An 18,815-nucleotide genomic window follows, 5' to 3' on the forward strand; every position below is an offset into this window, starting at 1 on the left:
ATAATCATCAGATGAATTATTGTATTTCATCTGACAACCATAAAGGGATTATCGCATCGGAAAATTTTCCGAATCCTTTTTTAATTTAATTATTTAGCTGTTGAAGAATTTGATGATGATGAACCTGAAACATACCCTGAAAGAATATCTTTAAGATCATTATCCTTGATTGAAACATCAGCCTTCTTCAAGACTTTAGAAATAACTTTTTGCATAACGGTTGAATCTTGCATCCATTCTGCATAGATCTTAGATTTCAATAGAGCCTTGTGATCAGCAAGTTTACCCTTAGCAGGTTTCTTAACTAATTTGATTACTGAGTAACCATAACTTGTTTTAACTGGTTCTGATGTAATATCGCCAACTTTATCAAGCTTGTATGCGGCTGTCTTGAAGTCTGAATCAATTGTTGTACTGTCTTTGTCAAATGCTGCCATCTTACCACCATTATTCTTTGTGGCAGAGTCAGTTGAGTATTCTTTAGCTAAATCAGCGAACTTCTCACCGTTATTAAGTTTATCAATAACTTCTTGAGCAGTAGCCTTCTTCTTAACTAAGACTTGAGCAACAGTAATTTTTGGTTGATATGATTTCCATTCGCTCTTAAGCTTCTTATCAGAAATCTTCTTGTTATCTTTCAAAGCAACTTTTGTAAGAAGGTTAGTACGGATATTCTTCTTAAATTGTTTTGTTGTCATACCATTTTGTTGAAGAATTGAACTGAATGAAGAACCATATTGTGACTTGTACTTGTTATATTCTTTAGTAACTTGCTTGTCACTAACTTTTTTACCATATTGTTCTTCAAGAGCTTTAGAGATGATCATTGTTTGAAGTGTTTGCTTACCAGAAGAAGAACTCTTCATTTCATCGTAGTATTCTTGTTGAGTGATTCTTCCACCCTTCATAGAAGCAACGGTCTTGTTACCGGAACAACCAGCAACAACGGTTATCATTAGAAGACCAGCAATTGCTAGGATCCACTTAGTAAATCGTTTATTCATCCTTTACACATCCTTATTTAATATGTCTACAATTGAAGAGAATACCATAAAATGGCACTTTAAGTCGGATAATTCGGGAAAAAGTCATAAAATCTTCATAATTTATCTATTTATGCTCTTAAACTCTTCCATATTATCTTGCAACTCAGATATTGAAGATTGTATGTTCTCTACATCAGGTTGTATATCGTTAGTATAGTCCGAAAAATCTTTTTGAAGGTCTTTAACGACTCCAGGGACGACTTTAACGCTGTCAGATAGTTCTGAAATAGATTCTTTAATAGTTGAAACGGTGGATAAAACCTTATTTGCATCGTCAGTAAAAGAACCTTTTTGGAAGTAATTTAATGCAATACCAGAGACAGCTCCAATAATAAAACCAGTAGAAAATTTCATATATTTAGTCCTCCAAGTTTTTCTTGATGGCATCAGCACGTTCTTGAAGTTGTTCATTAGATGCTAGGCCAGTATTGTCAGCCCATTTCATTGAAAAACCGTCATCTTTAGAATATCTAGGTACTAGATGAATATGAGAGTGCATAACGCTTTGATATGCGATTTCTCCGTTATTTAAGCAAATGTTCATACCAATAATATCAGGATTAGATTCCTTGATGGCACGGGCAATCATTGGGACTTTTTTAAAGACTCTTTGAGCAAGGTCTTCGTCGTATTCAAAAATGTTCTTAATGTGTTTCTTTGGTACTACTAAAGTGTGTCCAGGAGTAACTTGAGAAATATCAAAGAATGCTTTGATATCGTCATCCTCGTATATAGTAGTATTTGGAATTTCGTTTCTGATTATTTTACAAAAGATACAATCGTCCATAAAAATCTCCTCTCGAAAACAGTGTATTTACTATAATGCTATCATAATTGATTGAAACTGTTTACACAATTCTATATAACTCTGTGATAGTATTGATTATTTTTAATTAGGTAAATGTTCTGTAGCGTAATTAGCTTCATCAGAAGTAAATTGATCACCATCTTTTGAAGTTAATTGTTCATAAATCTCTTGTTTAGATAGCGACATTTTCTTGTAGTTTTTGGCAGTTGCTAGTGCATTTTTATTCCAATTTGCTTTGACATGATCAATGGCATATTGAGCTTCTGTTGTTGACATGTTATCTCCAGATTTTGAGGTTATCTGCTCATAAATTCCAGCTTTAGACATGTTCATATCTTTAGCATAGATTTTAGCTTTTTTAAGAGCTGTTTTGTCCTCAGAAGTTGGATCGTCATCATCAGTGGTTTTTACATCATCATTGTTTGTATCAGAGGCATTAGCTTGTTCTTCAGATGATTTACCATAATTATCATTTGCAAAGTTTACTTCGTGCAGCTCACTTTCAAGAAGGCCTTTTGATTTAGAAGTGATAGAGAAGGTAGTATACATTAAATCTTTACTAGTTTGACCATTATCTTCTAATTGTGCTGACCATTTTTTGCTTTTGCCAATTCTAATATTTTTGACTACCTTGTAGCTGTCTTGATTATCTTCAATCTTTACAGTTGAACCCTTTGGAGCTGTTCCTGAAACCTTGATTGATTTAGTGCCTTTATCAACGTATAGATCACCGAATTCATCTTGCCCCTTGATAGTTAGTTTAGTATGAGCACTAGATGGAATTGCTCCGACCTTTATTTTTTTTACTTCAGATGAGCCATTTTTGTTCTTGGCATGTAGTTTGTAAGTCGCACTAGCTTCAAGGTGCTTTAGTGTAAAGCGGCCATTGCTATCAGATTTTACTTTTATGTTTCCAGTAAATCCATCGTAATTTTTTGCGATTACATTGGTATTAGCGGAAGTTTTACCACTTAGATTTCCCGTAGTGTTTGTACCGGTTATCTTTACGTGGTTGGTATCTACAGAAATCGTGGGCTTTGAGTGGAAACTAGAGATTAAGTAGATTAATGCAATAATTACAAATACAGCAATTACGGCCATAGAAATCAAAATATTACGGTTTTTTCTTTGAACTTCTTTAGTATCGACCTTGTTAAGATTGTTATTATTCGTTTTTATTTCTTCAGTTTTAAAATCCTTTGAAATTGTAAAGTCAGGCTGTTTTTTTCCACAGTAGGGACAAAAAACTACATCTTTTTCTATTTCTTTACCACAGTGCACGCAAAATCGTTTATCTGGCTCCATGATTTCTCCTTAAATTTATTTGATTTTTGATGTTTACTTAGATGGCCCCTAAAAAGCCGCTAATAAATCCAATCATAAATAAAATTCCAAATAATATAGCTGATGGGATCCAAAGCCCCATACCCGCACCTTTGTGGTTAAATTTCTTTTGAATAACTATACCTAGAGCTAAGGAAACAAGAAATCCTAGATCAAGACCAGGAACAAATGAAAATACAAATACGACCCAACCGATAACATCTAAGATGACCCATGTCTTAGAATCAACATTTTGCGTGTTGATATTGTTGTTGTTTGGATTATTTGATGTATCATTTATTACTTTTGATTCCGTTTTTATTGTGTTAGATTGTGGTGCTTGATCAGCTCCACAATACGGACAAAATTGAATATCCCCAGTAAGTTCCTTTCCACATTTATAGCAAAATTTTTTGCTGTCATCTCCCATAACTAAAACTCCCTTATGTTTTCAGTTTTTAACGTCGTCTGATTTTAGACGTAGAACCCTTTAAAGAGTAGCATTGCGTTGATATTTGGACAATGAATTATTTTATGTATCAGAGTAATTACAGAAAATTATATGTAATAATTTTCAACAATGTAAATTGATTAGTGCTTGGGTTATAATATTAATAAGAATAAGCACAGTTCAAAGTCAGATCGGCTTAGAATTGTGCTTTTGTAATTAAAACAGGTATAGGTGGTTATCTATGACTCTAGAACTTAAAGAACTGACTGGTGGTTATGGCCAAGTATCAGTCTTAAAAAAAGAAACCTTTACAGTTGAAGATGGACAAGTAGTTGGATTAATTGGTCTAAACGGAGCAGGTAAATCAACAACTATTAAACATATTATTGGCTTGTTGACTCCTCGTGGCGGTCAAATTTTGATCGACGGCATGAGTTTACAAGATAATGTTGAAGAATATCGAAAAAAAATTGCGTATGTGCCCGAAATGCCAATTCTCTATTCAGAACTGACTCTAAAAGAACATATTAACTTGACGATTATGGCTTACGGGCTTGATCACGACAAAACATGGGAAAAAGCACACGAGCTTTTAAAGACTTTCCGTCTTGATAATAAATTAGATTGGTTCCCACAAAATTTTTCAAAGGGTATGAAACAAAAAGTAATGATCGTCTGTGCTTTTATGACTGATGCCAGACTGTTTATTATTGATGAACCGTTTACTGGTCTAGATCCGTTAGCTGTTAATGATTTATTGAATATAGTTGAAGAAAAGAAGCAAAAAGGTTGTTCAGTATTGATGTCTACTCACGTTTTAGCAACCGTTCAAGATCATGCTGATAAATTTATTCTATTGAATCATGGCCAAGTTAGAGCTGATGGTACTTTAGATGAACTAAAGGAGAAGTTTGACATGCAAAATGGTAATTTAGATGATATCTACATCAAAATGTCAAACGAAGATCAATAATGACTGATTTGTGGAAAGAAAGATTAAGAAGACATCAACTTGATCAATTTAAATATTTAAGACTTATTTTCAATGATAATTTTGTATTGGCTTTTATTGTCTTAATAGGTGCTTTAGGATTTTGGTATTCCAATTTCTTAGATACTATTAATCAAGTCAATATTTTTGGTAAACCAATAGTTATTATTTTGTATTGGTTAATTGCTCAATCGGGTAGTGTAGCTACTTTACTAGAGGAACCAGACAGTACTTTCTTGCTGGTAAAAGAAAAAGATTTCTATGACTATTTCAAAGCCGCAAAAAATTATAGTAGCATGTTGCCAATTGTTACTATTGCCCTGGTTGGGTTTTTAATGTCACCATTTGCTTTTAAAGCGGCGGGATTGTCCGTTTTGTCAATTGTTATCCTGACATTAGGGGTAATTGTTTATAAGTTTACAATGATAAATTTTGAAGTATTTGGTATATATGGTAAAGACAGCTTTAAAGGGATGTCAGCCAAGAATTGGTTGAACTTGTTACTGTTAGCTTTACTTATTGTATCTACTTATCTAAGTAGTTTTGTTTTGGTGATTGTAGCCGTTATTTTATTAGGAGTTGTCATTTCAAAAAGTCAGGCGATTTGTGAATCGGGTCAACTTCAATGGCAAAGTGCGATTGCTAAAGAAAATCAAAGAATGTTTAGAATCAAACGATTCTATAATTTATTTACTGATGTACCTGGTGTTAATAGTAAGATCAGACGTCGTAAATGGTTAGACTTTTTATTCAAGGGAATCAAGCAAGAACAAGGTAATACATATCTATATTTGTTTGCTCGAGGATTTGTTAGAAATAATGAATATATTGGATTGTTCTTTAGATTGACAGTTATTCAAGCAATTATGTTATGCTTGATCGATAATTTTTACATCTCTTTAATAGTAGAAATGTTATTTATTTACTTAGTAGGGTTTCAGTTAAAGCCTTATTTTAAAGAGACTATGCAAAACTTAATGCAAAGAATCTACCCAGTAAAACAAGCTGATAAGATCAAGGACTTTACTAAATTAAGTACCTTTGTATTGTTTGTTCAATGGTTGATCAGTGCTTTTGCAATTTTGTATAAATTTAGTTTTAGTATGAATAGTTTGATTATTATTGCAGCTGGACTTGCTGTATTAGTATTTGTTGGATATTTCTATATTCCAAGACAACTTAAAAAAATAATTTAATAGTGGAGTGTATTTAGATTTATGAGATTAAGAAACAAACCGTGGGCTAAAGATATGATCAATGACAACCTGGATTTGATTTCGGTTCAACCGGAAAACATGCAAGGTAAATGGCAAGAAAGATTTGAGGAAAAACAACCTTTGTATCTTGAACTAGGTTCAGGTAAGGGTGCTTTTATCACAGAATTAGCTAAAAGAAATCCGCAAAATAATTATATTGCGATGGAAGTTCAAGAAGGAGCAATTGCTTTGATCCTGAAGAAACAAGTTGAAAATAAATTGCCTAATTTACAATTACTTTTAGCAAATGGTTCTAATTTATCTGATTTATTTGCTGAGAATGAGATTAAAGGTCTTTATCTTAATTTCTCTGATCCATGGCCTAAGACTCGTCATGAAAAGAGAAGATTAACTTACAAGTCATTCTTAGAACAATATAAATATGTACTTGAAGATGATGGAAACATTGAATTTAAAACTGATAATCAAGGTTTGTTTGAATACTCATTAGTAAGTATGAATAATTTTGGAATGAATTTTAATGAGTTGTCCTTAGATCTTCATAATGATGAAAAGTTAAACGAGAACAATATTCAAACTGAATATGAAGAAAAGTTCTCAAAAAAAGGCTTCAGGATAAATTACCTGAAAGCCTCATTTTAAAATTATTATGTAAGTACTGATTATTGAACTTTTTTAATGTTTAGTAATTCGCCAGATACTGCATCAGCAATAAAATGGTATTGAGCAACATCGAATTCATCCATGGTTGTTACGCCACCAACGATTCCCCATGAGGATTGTCCATTGATATCGACACGTTGGTAGAATGGTTCAACCCATGAACCAATTACTTTGCTGTCTTCGCCAAGAACTGATTTAACTTTATCAATAATTTTTGCACTATCTAGATGATGCTTTACTAAAACAGTAGTAGCGGCACTAGCTACAAGCACAGCACCACAAGCAATTAGAGAACCGAAACCTTTTTTACTCATTTTGAATCACTCCTTGATGTTTTATTAACCATATATTAACACTATTATATATTAATCTACTAGCCAAGGACATTTAATTGACCGAAATAGAAATAAAAAGTATCTTAATTACGAGAGGTGAATGATATGAAAGAATTTGAAGATTATGGAATAAAAGATTGGCATGAAGTAACAAAAGAGGGGAAGTTTATTTTATTCTTCCACGCTGACTGGTGCCCAGACTGCAAATTTATCGAACCTAAGTTACCTGAACTAGAAAAAGAGTATTCTGATTTCAACTGGATCAGTTTTAATCGTGATAATAACATGGATATTGCCAGAGAATTAGATATTATGGGAATTCCTAGCTTTGTTATTATTGAAAATGGTCAAGAAATTGGTAGACTAGTAAATAAAGATCGTAAAACTAAAGAAGAAGTTGAGACCTTTATTGATTCAGTAATAAATAAATAATAATTGAGTGAGGAAATAATGTTATTAAGCTTTTATAACCCAGATGTCCTAGGTGACATTTTGATTGTGGAATTAGCAGATGATGCTGGAATTACCCAATCAAACGAGAATAAGAATAATGTTGTAAGAATTTTTAATGATGATACAAATGAAGCCATCGGCTTCAATTTTTTTGGTCTAGGTAAAAAGCTTAATTTGACCGAAAAGGGTCAAGTATTTTTGGATGACGACCAAGTTTCAATTTTAAATGATGCAATTTCAAAAGCTGGATTTAGTGACAAGCTTGTTGCTGATAATAGTCCTAAATTTGTAATTGGTCATGTTGATGAAATGAAGGAACATCCTGATTCTGATCATCTACATATTACTCAAACAGATGTTGGTCTTGAAAAGCCTGTTCAAATCGTCTGTGGAGCACCTAATATTGAACAAGGTCAATTAGTAGTGGTAGCTCTACCAGGAGCTGTAATGCCAACTGGTACTGAAATTTGGCCAGGTGCATTACGTGGTGTGGATAGTTATGGAATGATTTGTTCTGCTAAAGAATTAGGCATTCCAAATGCGCCACAAAAACGTGGTATTTTGGTGTTAGATTCAGGTAATGCTGGAGAAGCATTTGATTTTGATAAAGCAGCAAAAATGTTCGATTAGGAGTTTTTTTATGGAAAATACAGTCTATCATTTCGTTGGTATTAAAGGTACAGGAATGAGTGCTTTGGCACTTATTTTGAAAGATTTAGGATATACAGTTCAAGGTTCTGATATTGATAAATATACATTTACTCAAAGAGGACTTGAACAAGCAGGAATCAAAATTTTACCATTTGATGCAGATAACATTCATGATGGTTTAACAATTGTTAAAGGTAATGCCTTTGATGATGATCAAGTTGAAATAAAAAAAGCTAATGACATGCATTTGCCAGTTGTTACATATCCACAAATGGTAGGTAAATTAGTTTCAGAATATACATCTATTGGTATTGCAGGATCTCATGGTAAAACAAGCACAACCGGTTTATTAGCACATACTTTAAGTGGTATTGCTAAGACATCATACTTGATTGGTGATGGTTCTGGTAAAGGTGTTAAAGATGCTAAATTCTTCGTATTTGAAGCTGATGAATACCGTCGTCATTTCTTAGATTATTCACCAGACTATTTGATCATTACAAATATCGATTTTGACCATCCTGACTACTTCTTTGGTGGAATAAACGATGTTGTTGATGCCTTTGAGTCTGAATCACGTAAGACAAAGAAGGGTATCTTCATCTGGGGTGAAGATAAGCATGCTAAATCTATCAAAGCAGATGTTCCTATCTACTATTATGGTTTAGATGAGTCAGACGATATTCGTGCCACAAATATTAAGAGAACTGTTAAGGGTTCATCATTTGATGTAACTATAAAAGGTGAAAACATCGGTAACTTTGAAGTTCCTTTGTATGGTGAACATAATGTTCTTAATTCATTGGCAGTTATTGGTGTTGGACATATGGAACACCTCGACCATTCATTGATCAACAAAGAATTACAAACATTTAGTGGTGTTAAGAGACGTTTCAGTGAAAAGAAAGTTGCTGACATGGTTATCATTGATGACTACGCTCACCATCCACAAGAAATTAAAGCAACAATTGATGCTGCTAGACAAAAGTATCCTGACCGCGAAGTAGTAGCTGTATTCCAACCACATACTTACACAAGAACTCTTGCCTTAATGGACGATTTTGCCAAGTCATTAGATCTTGCAGATGAAGTTTATTTAACTAATATCTTTGGTTCAATTCGTGAAAAACATGGAGATATTACAAGTAAGGATCTTGGCGATAAGATTCATAAGGGTGGAAAAGTCCTTGAACTTGAGGATATGTCACCATTATTGGATTACCATAATGCTGTTATTATCTTTATGGGCGCCGGAGATGTTCAAAAGTATGAAACTGCTTATGAACAAGTCTTAAGTAACTTGAATCCTAATCAACAATAAAATTTAAAAATAAAGAAAGTGGAACAAAACATGTTCAGCTTTCGAGCATTAAGGCAAATAACGCCAGTAATCCGAATTTGGATTGCTGGCGTTATTTGATTTAAGCGGAAAAAGCTATGTTTTGTTCCACGTTTATGCTGCATATTTAAAGATAATAATAGTTTTGTCCCAAACTCTTTTTTTGTATTTCAAATAAAATTATTTATAACGGGAAAAAGTTGGTGACAGAGCTAGTTGGGCTTGGTTATAATGTTATTGTTATAAGGAATTTTATAGGAATAGGGAGAAAACTAATGACAGAGGCCATTCAAGAAGCAGACCTTAGAACAATTGAGAGAAATTTGAGCGTTTTGGCAAACAATATAGGAAATGTTGATGCCAATGTTCAAGAAGTTGATAGTAAAGTCGATTCAGTTCAAGATGAGATTTTGACCTTAAGACAAGAATTCAACGACTATGTTGAACAGCAAATGTTAAGTAACAATTTAAGTATTGCACATACTAAAATAGTACAAATTGAGCAAGAAATCGAAAAGAATTATGGTCATTATGATGAAATAAGAAGAACTACGGTCGGTATTCTGCAAGCAGATGATTTAGAAATAGTTCGAAAAGAAGTAATTACCTCTGCTAGTGAAAAAATGATGATATCAGCCCCTGGATATTGGCTAGCACCTTGTTTAGTAGCACTATCTGCCTGGATAAATAACGACCACGAATTGGCGGATAAAGCTTTGAATGAGGCTTTAAAAAGAGATAAACAAAAAACATCATTACTATTTGCTTTGATTTGTCGTAGAGCGGATCGTAAAAACGCCAGCTTAAAATGGACATCTTATTACCTTCAAAGTCAGGATGAAACACAGCTTGACCGAAATTCCATTATTATCATAGATGCTTTTTCTAATGGCTTGTTGGGTGTTGATGCAGAGGGTGCTGTATCAGGTACTCTTGAACGTTGGTTAAGCAATCTAGAAAATCGTCCTAACTTTGCCCAAGAACAAGAAGAACAGTGGGGTGAAGCTCTAGCGCTCTACAAGCCAGAAACACTAGATAATCCATATCCAATGTTGCAACAATATTCCTCCAGCTGGGGTGATCTTGAAGATACTTTGAAAGGTGCATATCTTCACCGAGAGATTTTGGATTATTTTGAAGAAATATTTAATAAAGTTGATTCAACTGAAAATATTAAAATGCAGTTGGATGATATTTTATTGTCATTAGTAACTGGATTTGATAATGAAGAATTGAAGTATAAACGTGAAGAACGTCTTAATGAACTTATTATTAAATATGACGGTAACAAATCAAGAGCCAGACAAGATATGGAAGTAGAAGATAAATCATACGTCGAAAAGAAAGACTTCTCTCAATTATTAACTGATGCTGCTTTAATGAATGGTGGTAGTGGTGGAAGTTCTTCAACTCAAAAGTTTGCCATTGCTCTTTCAAAAGATTGGATCAAAGATGCCTATGGTGATTTAGTCTTAAAAAATAGAGCTAGAGTTCCTGAAAAAATAAATTATCACATAAATGGATTTTCAGATTCGACCGAAAATGGTGAAAATGAAATTGAAAGTATAAATAATTACCAAGCTGATGTTGAATCTAAGAAACAGACTGAACTAAATAAAAATAAAATAAGTAAAAATGGATTCTACGTTGGTGGAGTTCTAGGTGCAATAGGAGTTATTTTGGCTTTATCCGGTCATGCAATTATCGGAGTAATTTTAGCCTTGATGGGTGGATACTGGGCTATTCATTCTAAACGAAAAATTGATGAGGCTGAGAAGAGAAAGCAAGAATTGATTCAGCAATTTGAAAGTCAAAAAACAGATGGTGCTAATATAATCAGACAAATTATGGCTGAAACAGTAGATATTAGAGAAGAGTTTGATGAAATAGATACAGAATATGATAAAGTTATCGAATTTTTAGAGCAATTGACACCACAACAATATATACGCAATCTAAAAACTACAGCTCGTCACATTAATATTAAAAGTGAGGTTTAGTCATGGATAATAAAAATAACTCTGTATTTTCATCGATCGATGAAGAAAAAAATACTTTTAAACCAGTTGAAACTTCTAATGACTCAAAGATTAAAAATCAACTTGATGACGTTTTTGCAAAAGGTCTACCAGACTGGGACTTAGTTCCAGGTAATGTTGTAGTTAGGAGACACCAATAATGGTAAATATTTCGACATATCGTGAGTGGGCAAACCTTTTTAAGAAATTTGATGCTAGGGAAAATGATGAACAAGTTTTGGAAGATGCTAAACATGGTACTTTAGTTTGGCAAACTGGTGTCGCCGATAGATTTATGAAACGTCTAACAGCTTCCATCAATAAACGAATGAATGATTCAGTTTCTGTCTTTGAAAAGCAGATAAGTCAATCAGGAATACCTGAAGCCAATTTTGTTAAATCAATTCATCAATTAAAAGATGAATTTGAAACAATGAGAAACTTTACTAATATTGAAGCCATTCCTACAGAACAAAGACGAAAATTGGTAGAGATGTTATACGAATCTCGTAAGGATCTACAGAGTAACTTAGAAGAATCCGCGAAAACTGATCAAAGCGGAAAGTTGTCTAGTTTGGTACGTAATAATCGCATAGATAACTAAGGAGAAAATATGAGCGGAATCAAAGAAACTAAAGAGTTGTTAACTAGATATTCCATTGCCAGAATACCTTTTATTGCTTTGAATACTATTGAACGTTCCAGAGCTTTGGGACTATTAAAATCAATATCAGAAGAATTAAATTTAGGCTTTTTAGTTCATACTCTGTCTAAAGGTACTTATAATATTGAAAACGATCAGGTTGTTAATGAGGACAAATCTGTCTACGGTGCTATGGACTATATTGGAGAAGAGATGAAGCATCGTCAGAATCTTACTTTGATTTTGACAGAAGTGCCTGATATTTCGACTGATAACGATAGTGCTAAACAAGTTCTTGATTTGGTGACTTTAGCAAATGAGTCGGGTGGAATGGTTATTACATTAACTAATACTTCCGTATGGAGTCAGTTGCAGCGCTTGGGGATGGTTCTCAAGCTAGATCTTCCTGACGAAAATGAAATGTATGGAATAATATCTGGATATATTGATGATTATCGCAATGAAATTCCGATTGAATGGGATGACGAAGATGTTAGAGAGGCTGCTACATCATTAGTTGGCGTTACTAAAATTGAAACGGAAAATGTTATTGCATCTTTGATTGCTAAGAAGTCGATCAAAAAAGATGACATAGATGAAATTAGAAAGTCTAAAGATAGATTATTTACTAATATATCAGGATTAGAAAAAATAACTGTTGATGATAGTGTTAAAGAAGTTGGTGGACTATCAGGATTACAACAGTGGTTAGCAGCAAAGAAGAAATTATTAACACCAACAAAGCACGCTGAATTACGCAAACGTGGGTTAAGACCTCCTAGAGGGATTCTTTTAGTCGGAGTACCTGGTTGTGGTAAATCATTGTCGGCTAAATCAATTGCAGCTAATTGGAAACTGCCATTATACAGATTGGATTTTGCTACAGTTCAAGGTAGTTATGTCGGTCAAACTGAACAGCAACTAAAAGATGCGCTTAACACAGCTGATCAAGTATCTCCTTGTGTGTTGTGGATTGATGAGATTGAAAAAGGATTATCAGGAGCAGGTTCTAGCAATGATGGTGGAGTTTCGACTAGAATGGTTGGTCAATTTTTGTTTTGGCTTCAAGAAAGTAAAAAACAAGTCTTTGTTGTGGCGACGGCAAATGATGTCAGTAAGTTGCCTTCAGAATTGTTGAGACGAGGTCGTTTTGATGAATTATTCTTCGTTGATCTTCCAACAGCTGAAGAGAGACGAGATATTGTTTCAATTTATATGCGTAAATATCTTAAGGTAGAATTTGCCGGTCCATTGTCAGATGCGGTTGTTGAAATGTCTAATGGATTTACTGGTGCGGACTTAGAATCAGCTGTACGTGATTTAGCCTACACAACACTTTCTGAGGAGACTGAGCTATCGGAGAAATTGATTACAGATACTTTCCAAAATGTAGTCCCATTATCTCAAACAAGCCCTGAAAAAATCGATGATATAAGGGAATGGGGTAAAAGTCGTGCTGTACCTGCGTCAGGTCGACCAATTGGTGCAGAAAAGAACGATTTAAATAAGGTTTCTAAGACTAGAAAGGTACTTTTGTAATGCCAAGAAAGCTACTCAATATGAGTTCTAATAGTTCTATCAGTTTATCTAGTAAAGAAAGTGTGAAAGCCAATACCAGTACTGTCACTAATACTGGCAGAATTGCTAACATCTTGCGAAAAAAACGTTCCAAAGAATATATGAGTGCCCTTAATAAGCTAGATATTGGTGATGGAAGGTTAAAACAAACTGAAATAGATCAAATTATTAATACGATTAAAGGTGAATTTCCAGAAGTTAATTTAAATGGAATTTTGAAAGGGTATATCTCTAAATGTTATTTAGGTGGTACTTATGAAGTACATACTTTGACATTTGTTTTAGAGATACTAACTCACTATCATACCGGTGAAGTTTTACCAGATGATATGGAACGCGCACGTTCATTAGCTAAAAAAGGGATGTATGAATATATCGAAGTTTATTCTGATTGTTGTAGAGCAGTTAGTGAAAGTGGCGATGTGTCGGTTATAAATATATAAAAAATACGCTAAATTCCTAAATTGGAATTTAGCGTATTTTTACGGTTAATTAACGGTTCACATCAATATCTGCTGCTTTAACGAATTCGTTCGTTGAAACACGATAATATTGTTCACCATTAATAGTTGTAATACTGTCAGTCTTCCAACTGCTGTGAGCACTTAGGCTTCTATTTGAAACTAAGTCACCTTTGGCGGTATAAAGACGTGCAGAAGAACCAGAATGTGTTGTGACGATTTCGTTTACTGGTGTATATTCGTAAACATCTTTTTCGTCAACAAATTCATTAGTTGAAACACGGTAGTGTTTTGTACCATTGATTACGTATGTTTGGTGATCAGCGACCCAGCTACTATTTGCAGCGAGTGATCTGTTTTTAATTAAATCACTTTCTGCTTTATAAAGAGGTTTAGCAGAATCACTGTATGCTCTAACGTAAACATTAGGAGCAGTATATGGATAAGCTTGACTCATCTTTGCCCATTCGTTAGTTGAAACACGGTAGTAACCAACACCGTCAACTGTAATAACAGCATCACTTTGCCAATCAGTTGCTGTTGCAAGTGAACGATTTGTAACAAGAGTCATTTTACCATCTTGGCCTAGTTGATAAAGCTCAACGGCAGGCTTGTCAGCGTATGTGGAAATTGTTTGATTCTTGTATTCGATGTCACCATTTTCTTGATTGTCAGTGTTTCCTGAATTAGTTGGAATTGGTGTGTATGTTAGTTTGTCAGTTGATAGGACGGTCTTATTAGGATCACTGGCATAGCTAATTGTTGGAACACCACCGATTGTGTAAGTAACGATAACGGAAGGTGAGGTATATCCATTTACGGAATCAGCCGTGTAAGTGATAGGTGCATCACCATAGTTACCAGCACCTTCAGGGATGTCAATAACTTGTGTAGTACCATCTGGCTTTGTAAATGTGATAGTTGTTGCTTTGTTTGGAGTACCGATGTATTTTGCTGGTGCTTCTTTTGTAATAGGGTTACCAGTTGCCTTATCAACAATTGTAAGTTCACCGTTAGGACCGTATGTAACAACGATTGTTGGATTGGTATAGCCCGGTTCATCTTTAGTAAGAGTAATTTCTTGGGTATCTCCAACTTTACCAGCTTTTAAAGTAACCTTTTGCGTTTCATCGTCGCCACCCGCTATTGCTGGTATATCGATATCTTTAGATTCTACAGGATTACCAGTTAAAGTAAGAGGATTATCATTGTCGATAACTTTTCCATCTTTATCGGTATAAGTAACAACATTTTGACCATTTACAACATTGGTAGTAGCTAAAATATCCTCAGATTGATAACCAGGAGTAGAAACAGTGACATGAACTGTGGTACCGATCGTACCAGCAGGGACAGTAACAGTAACAGGAATGTCCTTATTAGTACCTTGATTAGTAAATACTGAACCATCGTTGATAGCTGCAACATCGTCACCAACTAGTTCAATAGTGGATGTTGATGTACCAGTTATATCTGGATTATCTGTAGTTGGACTAATGAATTTTACTTCTATATCCGTTGATTCTGCATTGTTAGCTAGATGATATCCGGGTGCTAAGTTTTTGATTTGGTCGTTTGTTACAGTTACTGTTTTAGTATCTCCAATGGTGTCTGTATCAGCTGCCGTAACAGGAATATCAATTGAAGTTCCATTACTTGTTTTAACACTTACGTTACCGCTTTTGGCTACAGCTGGAGTATATGGAACTGTATCTGTGGCTGTTGCTTCAGTGAAACCAAGGACTACAGGAACTGTTTCAACAGAAGTAACATATGGGGATTTATTTGGATCGAATGAATACGAAGTTGGTACTTTTACATTAACCGTGCTATTCCAAGTACCGTGTGCTGTAGTAGTGATATCGGATGTAGTTCCATCGTGAGTAGTGTGTATTGTAACTAGATTTGAAACTTGTGTAGTACTATCTGGTACTCCACTAGCATTCCATACAAGATATTTATTTTTTAAATCATCTTTACCCTGTAATTGTGTGGTGCTTATCCCAGTATATAAAGAACCTAATCCACCGGTTGGATTTCCGTTTTCGTCAAAAGTTGGAACACCGGAGAATGATTGACCAAATGTGGTATCAGTCCATTTAATACCTTTACTAGAAGTTAAAGCCGTTTTGGGATTAAACTTTAAAGTAGCGCTGATTTTTATACTAGATAAATTGGTACCATCAAACATACCTTCACCTAAAGATGAATCACCAGTTTCCGTTCCATCTTTCCAGCCCCAAGTTGTTAATTGGATTGTATTTAGTGACTTATCATTTTTAAACATAGATATAAGATTTGCGACGGTATCTTTTTCAACATACCAAGCATTTGTACTTGAATACTGAGGTGAATATTGACCTAGGAAGTCAGTTAAATTTTCACAATCGGCAAAAGCGTAACTACCATTTACAATACTTTTAAATGGCATTGCACCTAGTTGAATGGTTATAAGAGCATGATCATTTTCAAACATATGACTAATGTTTTCCATCTTTGAAAAGTCATTGTTGGAAAAATCAGGAGTAGTTAAACTTGTATCATTTGTAAACATTCCTTGAGCATTTATTGTATCGCCTGTTTCCAAATGAGAAAAGTCCGAATTAGTACTTGTCAAACTTGTCATATTAGCAAAAAGATATGACGAATCAACAGGAGCGATTGCTCCTTCTACAGTTTTGATCGTTGTAATATTGGCAGTGTTTCCACCCCAACGATCCTCTTGGTATGAACCATTTCCTTCATCCAATTGACCATTAATTGTTAAAGTTGTTGTATCAGGATCATAGCTCCAACCATTACCGGAATTTTTAGTAGCTGAAGTATCTTCAACAATAGGTGTTGATTCTGCACTAAATGCTTGTACTTGAGGTTGATTTTGTGTATTTCCGTCACCATTTGTTGTTTCAGTACCATTATTACCAGTACCATCACTATTTGTAGTGGAGCCTGATGTAGCTGATTTATCATCAGTACCATTAATTGGTGTATTTGTATCTTCAGAATCTGATTTTACTGTTTCTTTTGTACCATTTGTTGCTGAACCGGTTACACCATTGTCTGGTGATGAAGTATCAGTAGAACCATCAGAAGCAGTTGTTGATGTCGTGCCCGAATCTGAAGATGTAGGTGTCACAACTTCTTGTTGAACGGCATCAGTAGTAGTTGCGGCATTAGCAACATAACTTGGTGCGCCCAGTAAAAATAGTCCTCCTGCAATTGACAGGCTGCTTACTACAACCCAGTTTTTCTTTGATTTAACTAATTTTTTTCTCATGACTGTATTTGGGTCACGATTTAATTGTTGAAATCTCATATTTTATCCCTCTATCCTTGATAATTGTCAAATTATAATTACCCTGTATGACATAACTAAATTATATTATTCATTTAATAATATATATTTCAGTTATCGTAAGAGATGTTTTCCGAAAATGAATTTTTCCTTGCATAATTCATTAAGTTAAATAGAAAAATTATGAAAATTGAATTTATATAATTTAGGCAAAAAAATAAAGTGTCTCTTTATCCCTTAATATATAGGAAAGGAAACACTTATTTTTTAAATTAATTTCAAGAAAACCGAGGCAATAATAACTGATGCCATTGAAACTGTTGCGAAACCACCAACCAGCATTTTAGGCAACATGTTTTGTGTTAAGTATTCTTCTTCTTGATCGTTGTCGGCAATTGTATGACAAACTTCTGTTGTTAAAATGAAGTCTGCTGGAAATCCGAATAAGGCAGTCAACGAACATGCGAAAGCCATTTGTTTGCTCATACCAAAAGGCTTAGCTAGTAGATATGAAGCAATGAACATTCCTAAAATTCCTAATGCAATCAAAACTAAAATCTGAATAAGAATTCCACCAATGATATCTGGCGTAGTTAAACTTAATTGAGAGAAGACATAGGCCATTAATCCATAAATCAACCAATTGAAAACACCGGCACGAGTCAAGGCGTTATCTTCAAGTAAACCTAATTGATGAGCCAAAACACCTAGAATAAGACAGATAACATTAGCGTTTATAACTCCGTTCATTAATCCTGCTAACCAGTTTCCCAATAAAGCAATTAAAGCAACACGAACAATGATAAATACTGGTGATTGAAATTGCTCTGGTAAGTGCAAGATATGTTTTTTAGTATCTAGTGAATCTGCCATTCCAGTTATCTTGGGAGCATTTGGATCAATATGACCTTTGCCACTCTTGAATTCTTCCTTTAATCTGCGTCCTTCTTTTCTTAAAAGAATTGCAGTCATTGGATAACCAATAAATGAATGCAGAATGAACATTGAAACTGGCAAAGCTACCAAAGCTGTTGCACCAGCAGCTTTTAATCCATCTGTCATTAACAAAGTTGCGACCATACCACCTGTTAGTGGAGGAATAGCAGCGACAACCGTGTGCCAGTCAAATATCAATGTACCAACAGTTAATGTAAGAACTAATGTACCTAAAACCCCTAATAAAGCAATACATACTGCTTTCCATTGATTAATAAGTTCTTTTAAACTCATTAAAGTACCAAGATGTACTAATAGCAATGAAACACCCATACCAGTAAAAGCTGTGTTGAAGGATGCCTTTGCAACAATATCCTTAGGGATGATCGTCCAAAATCCGATAGCAAAAAGAACCGCCGTAATAAAAATAGATGGTATGAATGCTTTAGTGACCGCTGAAACCCAGTCACCGATCAACATGAATACCATAACAATTGTGAATGCAATTAAGTATTCCATAAAAATAGATCCCCCTTGAATATTAAATAAATAATAGGTCTAAATTTAATCTTTTCTAATCTTTATGTCAATGACAAATCCACTTAAA

The 18,815-nt window shown here is 34.2% G+C and carries 19 protein-coding genes; 11 read left to right on the forward strand and 8 right to left on the reverse strand.

Going from position 1 to position 18,815, the window contains the following annotated elements:
• Positions 1–89: 89 nt before the first annotated feature.
• The 5 genes from FC72_RS00005 to FC72_RS00025 all read right to left on the reverse strand — a co-directional run bounded on the left by FC72_RS00005 (position 90) and on the right by FC72_RS00025 (position 3,607).
• Positions 90–1,004: a peptidylprolyl isomerase PrsA gene (locus tag FC72_RS00005; protein WP_057763478.1), complete on the reverse strand. Its 915-nt coding sequence runs from the start codon at positions 1,002–1,004 to the stop codon at positions 90–92.
• A 102-nt stretch (positions 1,005–1,106) separates the two neighbouring features.
• Positions 1,107–1,400, reverse strand: coding sequence for a hypothetical protein (locus tag FC72_RS00010; protein WP_057763480.1), 294 nt, complete (start codon positions 1,398–1,400; stop codon positions 1,107–1,109).
• A gap of 4 nt (positions 1,401–1,404) precedes the next feature.
• The gene (locus FC72_RS00015) at positions 1,405–1,833 is read right to left on the reverse strand and encodes an HIT family protein (RefSeq protein WP_057763481.1); all 429 of its coding nucleotides are present in this window, start codon (positions 1,831–1,833) and stop codon (positions 1,405–1,407) included.
• Positions 1,834–1,935: 102 nt separating this feature from the next.
• Complete coding sequence (locus FC72_RS00020) at positions 1,936–3,159, reverse strand: Ltp family lipoprotein (RefSeq protein ID WP_057763483.1); 1,224 nt, start codon at positions 3,157–3,159, stop codon at positions 1,936–1,938.
• A 37-nt stretch (positions 3,160–3,196) separates the two neighbouring features.
• Positions 3,197–3,607, reverse strand: a complete 411-nt coding sequence (locus tag FC72_RS00025) for a zinc ribbon domain-containing protein (RefSeq protein ID WP_057763485.1) — start codon at positions 3,605–3,607, stop codon at positions 3,197–3,199.
• Between the two features lie 262 nt (positions 3,608–3,869).
• Between FC72_RS00025 and FC72_RS00030 the strand changes: the two genes are divergently transcribed.
• The 3 genes from FC72_RS00030 to trmB are packed head-to-tail and all read left to right on the forward strand — an operon-like array spanning position 3,870 to position 6,478.
• Positions 3,870–4,601 (forward strand): ABC transporter ATP-binding protein, encoded by a 732-nt coding sequence (locus tag FC72_RS00030; protein WP_057763487.1) that lies wholly within the window; start codon positions 3,870–3,872, stop codon positions 4,599–4,601.
• The gene (locus FC72_RS00035) at positions 4,601–5,815 is read left to right on the forward strand and encodes an ABC transporter permease (protein ID WP_057763490.1); all 1,215 of its coding nucleotides are present in this window, start codon (positions 4,601–4,603) and stop codon (positions 5,813–5,815) included. The genes FC72_RS00030 and FC72_RS00035 overlap by 1 nt, the downstream gene beginning before the upstream one ends.
• A gap of 21 nt (positions 5,816–5,836) precedes the next feature.
• A complete protein-coding gene (gene trmB, locus FC72_RS00040; RefSeq protein WP_057763491.1) occupies positions 5,837–6,478 on the forward strand; it encodes a tRNA (guanosine(46)-N7)-methyltransferase TrmB in 642 nt (213 codons plus the stop codon).
• Between the two features lie 20 nt (positions 6,479–6,498).
• Here the strand turns inward: trmB and FC72_RS00045 are convergent, their stop codons facing one another.
• Complete coding sequence (locus FC72_RS00045; RefSeq protein ID WP_057763493.1) at positions 6,499–6,813, reverse strand: hypothetical protein; 315 nt, start codon at positions 6,811–6,813, stop codon at positions 6,499–6,501.
• A 126-nt stretch (positions 6,814–6,939) separates the two neighbouring features.
• On the opposite strand from FC72_RS00045, the gene FC72_RS00050 reads away from it, so the two are divergent.
• The 8 genes from FC72_RS00050 (at position 6,940) to FC72_RS00080 (ending at position 13,959) form a co-directional block, all read left to right on the forward strand.
• Positions 6,940–7,266: a thioredoxin family protein gene (locus tag FC72_RS00050; protein WP_057763495.1), complete on the forward strand. Its 327-nt coding sequence runs from the start codon at positions 6,940–6,942 to the stop codon at positions 7,264–7,266.
• A gap of 18 nt (positions 7,267–7,284) precedes the next feature.
• A complete protein-coding gene (ytpR, locus tag FC72_RS00055; protein WP_057763497.1) occupies positions 7,285–7,917 on the forward strand; it encodes a YtpR family tRNA-binding protein in 633 nt (210 codons plus the stop codon).
• Positions 7,918–7,927: 10 nt separating this feature from the next.
• Positions 7,928–9,259 (forward strand): UDP-N-acetylmuramate--L-alanine ligase, encoded by a 1,332-nt coding sequence (gene murC / locus FC72_RS00060; protein WP_057763499.1) that lies wholly within the window; start codon positions 7,928–7,930, stop codon positions 9,257–9,259.
• 293 nt (positions 9,260–9,552) lie between these two features.
• On the forward strand, positions 9,553–11,277 hold the full coding sequence (locus FC72_RS00065; RefSeq protein WP_057763501.1) for a hypothetical protein: 1,725 nt from the start codon (positions 9,553–9,555) through the stop codon (positions 11,275–11,277).
• 2 nt (positions 11,278–11,279) lie between these two features.
• Positions 11,280–11,456, forward strand: coding sequence for a hypothetical protein (locus FC72_RS10700; protein ID WP_157051080.1), 177 nt, complete (start codon positions 11,280–11,282; stop codon positions 11,454–11,456).
• Positions 11,456–11,899 (forward strand): hypothetical protein, encoded by a 444-nt coding sequence (locus FC72_RS00070; RefSeq protein ID WP_057763505.1) that lies wholly within the window; start codon positions 11,456–11,458, stop codon positions 11,897–11,899. Before FC72_RS10700 ends, FC72_RS00070 begins: the two co-directional genes overlap by 1 nt.
• 9 nt (positions 11,900–11,908) lie before the next feature.
• The gene (locus FC72_RS00075) at positions 11,909–13,477 is read left to right on the forward strand and encodes an AAA family ATPase (protein ID WP_057763506.1); all 1,569 of its coding nucleotides are present in this window, start codon (positions 11,909–11,911) and stop codon (positions 13,475–13,477) included.
• On the forward strand, positions 13,477–13,959 hold the full coding sequence (locus FC72_RS00080; protein ID WP_083480697.1) for a hypothetical protein: 483 nt from the start codon (positions 13,477–13,479) through the stop codon (positions 13,957–13,959). The genes FC72_RS00075 and FC72_RS00080 overlap by 1 nt, the downstream gene beginning before the upstream one ends.
• Before the next feature lie 49 nt (positions 13,960–14,008).
• On the opposite strand, the gene FC72_RS00085 is transcribed toward FC72_RS00080, so the two are convergent.
• A complete protein-coding gene (locus tag FC72_RS00085; RefSeq protein WP_057763508.1) occupies positions 14,009–17,293 on the reverse strand; it encodes an SLAP domain-containing protein in 3,285 nt (1,094 codons plus the stop codon).
• A gap of 246 nt (positions 17,294–17,539) precedes the next feature.
• Entirely contained in the window at positions 17,540–18,727 is a 1,188-nt protein-coding gene (locus FC72_RS00090; protein WP_057763511.1) for a hypothetical protein, read from the reverse strand.
• Positions 18,728–18,815 lie beyond the last annotated feature (88 nt).

Origin of the sequence: Companilactobacillus tucceti DSM 20183 (genome assembly GCF_001434665.1) — a bacterium.
GTDB classification, from domain to species: domain Bacteria; phylum Bacillota; class Bacilli; order Lactobacillales; family Lactobacillaceae; genus Companilactobacillus; species Companilactobacillus tucceti.

Bases quoted from the DNA above. Each gene is read 5' to 3' on its own strand.
- FC72_RS00005 (WP_057763478.1), bottom strand. From the start codon at position 1,004: ATGAATAAACGATTTACTAAGTGGATCCTAGCAATTGCTGGTCTTCTA.
- FC72_RS00010 (WP_057763480.1), bottom strand. From the start codon at position 1,400: ATGAAATTTTCTACTGGTTTTATTATTGGAGCTGTCTCTGGTATTGCA.
- FC72_RS00015 (WP_057763481.1), bottom strand. From the start codon at position 1,833: ATGGACGATTGTATCTTTTGTAAAATAATCAGAAACGAAATTCCAAAT.
- FC72_RS00020 (WP_057763483.1), bottom strand. From the start codon at position 3,159: ATGGAGCCAGATAAACGATTTTGCGTGCACTGTGGTAAAGAAATAGAA.
- FC72_RS00025 (WP_057763485.1), bottom strand. From the start codon at position 3,607: ATGGGAGATGACAGCAAAAAATTTTGCTATAAATGTGGAAAGGAACTT.
- FC72_RS00030 (WP_057763487.1), top strand. From the start codon at position 3,870: ATGACTCTAGAACTTAAAGAACTGACTGGTGGTTATGGCCAAGTATCA.
- FC72_RS00035 (WP_057763490.1), top strand. From the start codon at position 4,601: ATGACTGATTTGTGGAAAGAAAGATTAAGAAGACATCAACTTGATCAA.
- trmB (WP_057763491.1), top strand. From the start codon at position 5,837: ATGAGATTAAGAAACAAACCGTGGGCTAAAGATATGATCAATGACAAC.
- FC72_RS00045 (WP_057763493.1), bottom strand. From the start codon at position 6,813: ATGAGTAAAAAAGGTTTCGGTTCTCTAATTGCTTGTGGTGCTGTGCTT.
- FC72_RS00050 (WP_057763495.1), top strand. From the start codon at position 6,940: ATGAAAGAATTTGAAGATTATGGAATAAAAGATTGGCATGAAGTAACA.
- ytpR (WP_057763497.1), top strand. From the start codon at position 7,285: ATGTTATTAAGCTTTTATAACCCAGATGTCCTAGGTGACATTTTGATT.
- murC (WP_057763499.1), top strand. From the start codon at position 7,928: ATGGAAAATACAGTCTATCATTTCGTTGGTATTAAAGGTACAGGAATG.
- FC72_RS00065 (WP_057763501.1), top strand. From the start codon at position 9,553: ATGACAGAGGCCATTCAAGAAGCAGACCTTAGAACAATTGAGAGAAAT.
- FC72_RS10700 (WP_157051080.1), top strand. From the start codon at position 11,280: ATGGATAATAAAAATAACTCTGTATTTTCATCGATCGATGAAGAAAAA.
- FC72_RS00070 (WP_057763505.1), top strand. From the start codon at position 11,456: ATGGTAAATATTTCGACATATCGTGAGTGGGCAAACCTTTTTAAGAAA.
- FC72_RS00075 (WP_057763506.1), top strand. From the start codon at position 11,909: ATGAGCGGAATCAAAGAAACTAAAGAGTTGTTAACTAGATATTCCATT.
- FC72_RS00080 (WP_083480697.1), top strand. From the start codon at position 13,477: ATGCCAAGAAAGCTACTCAATATGAGTTCTAATAGTTCTATCAGTTTA.
- FC72_RS00085 (WP_057763508.1), bottom strand. From the start codon at position 17,293: ATGAGATTTCAACAATTAAATCGTGACCCAAATACAGTCATGAGAAAA.
- FC72_RS00090 (WP_057763511.1), bottom strand. From the start codon at position 18,727: ATGGAATACTTAATTGCATTCACAATTGTTATGGTATTCATGTTGATC.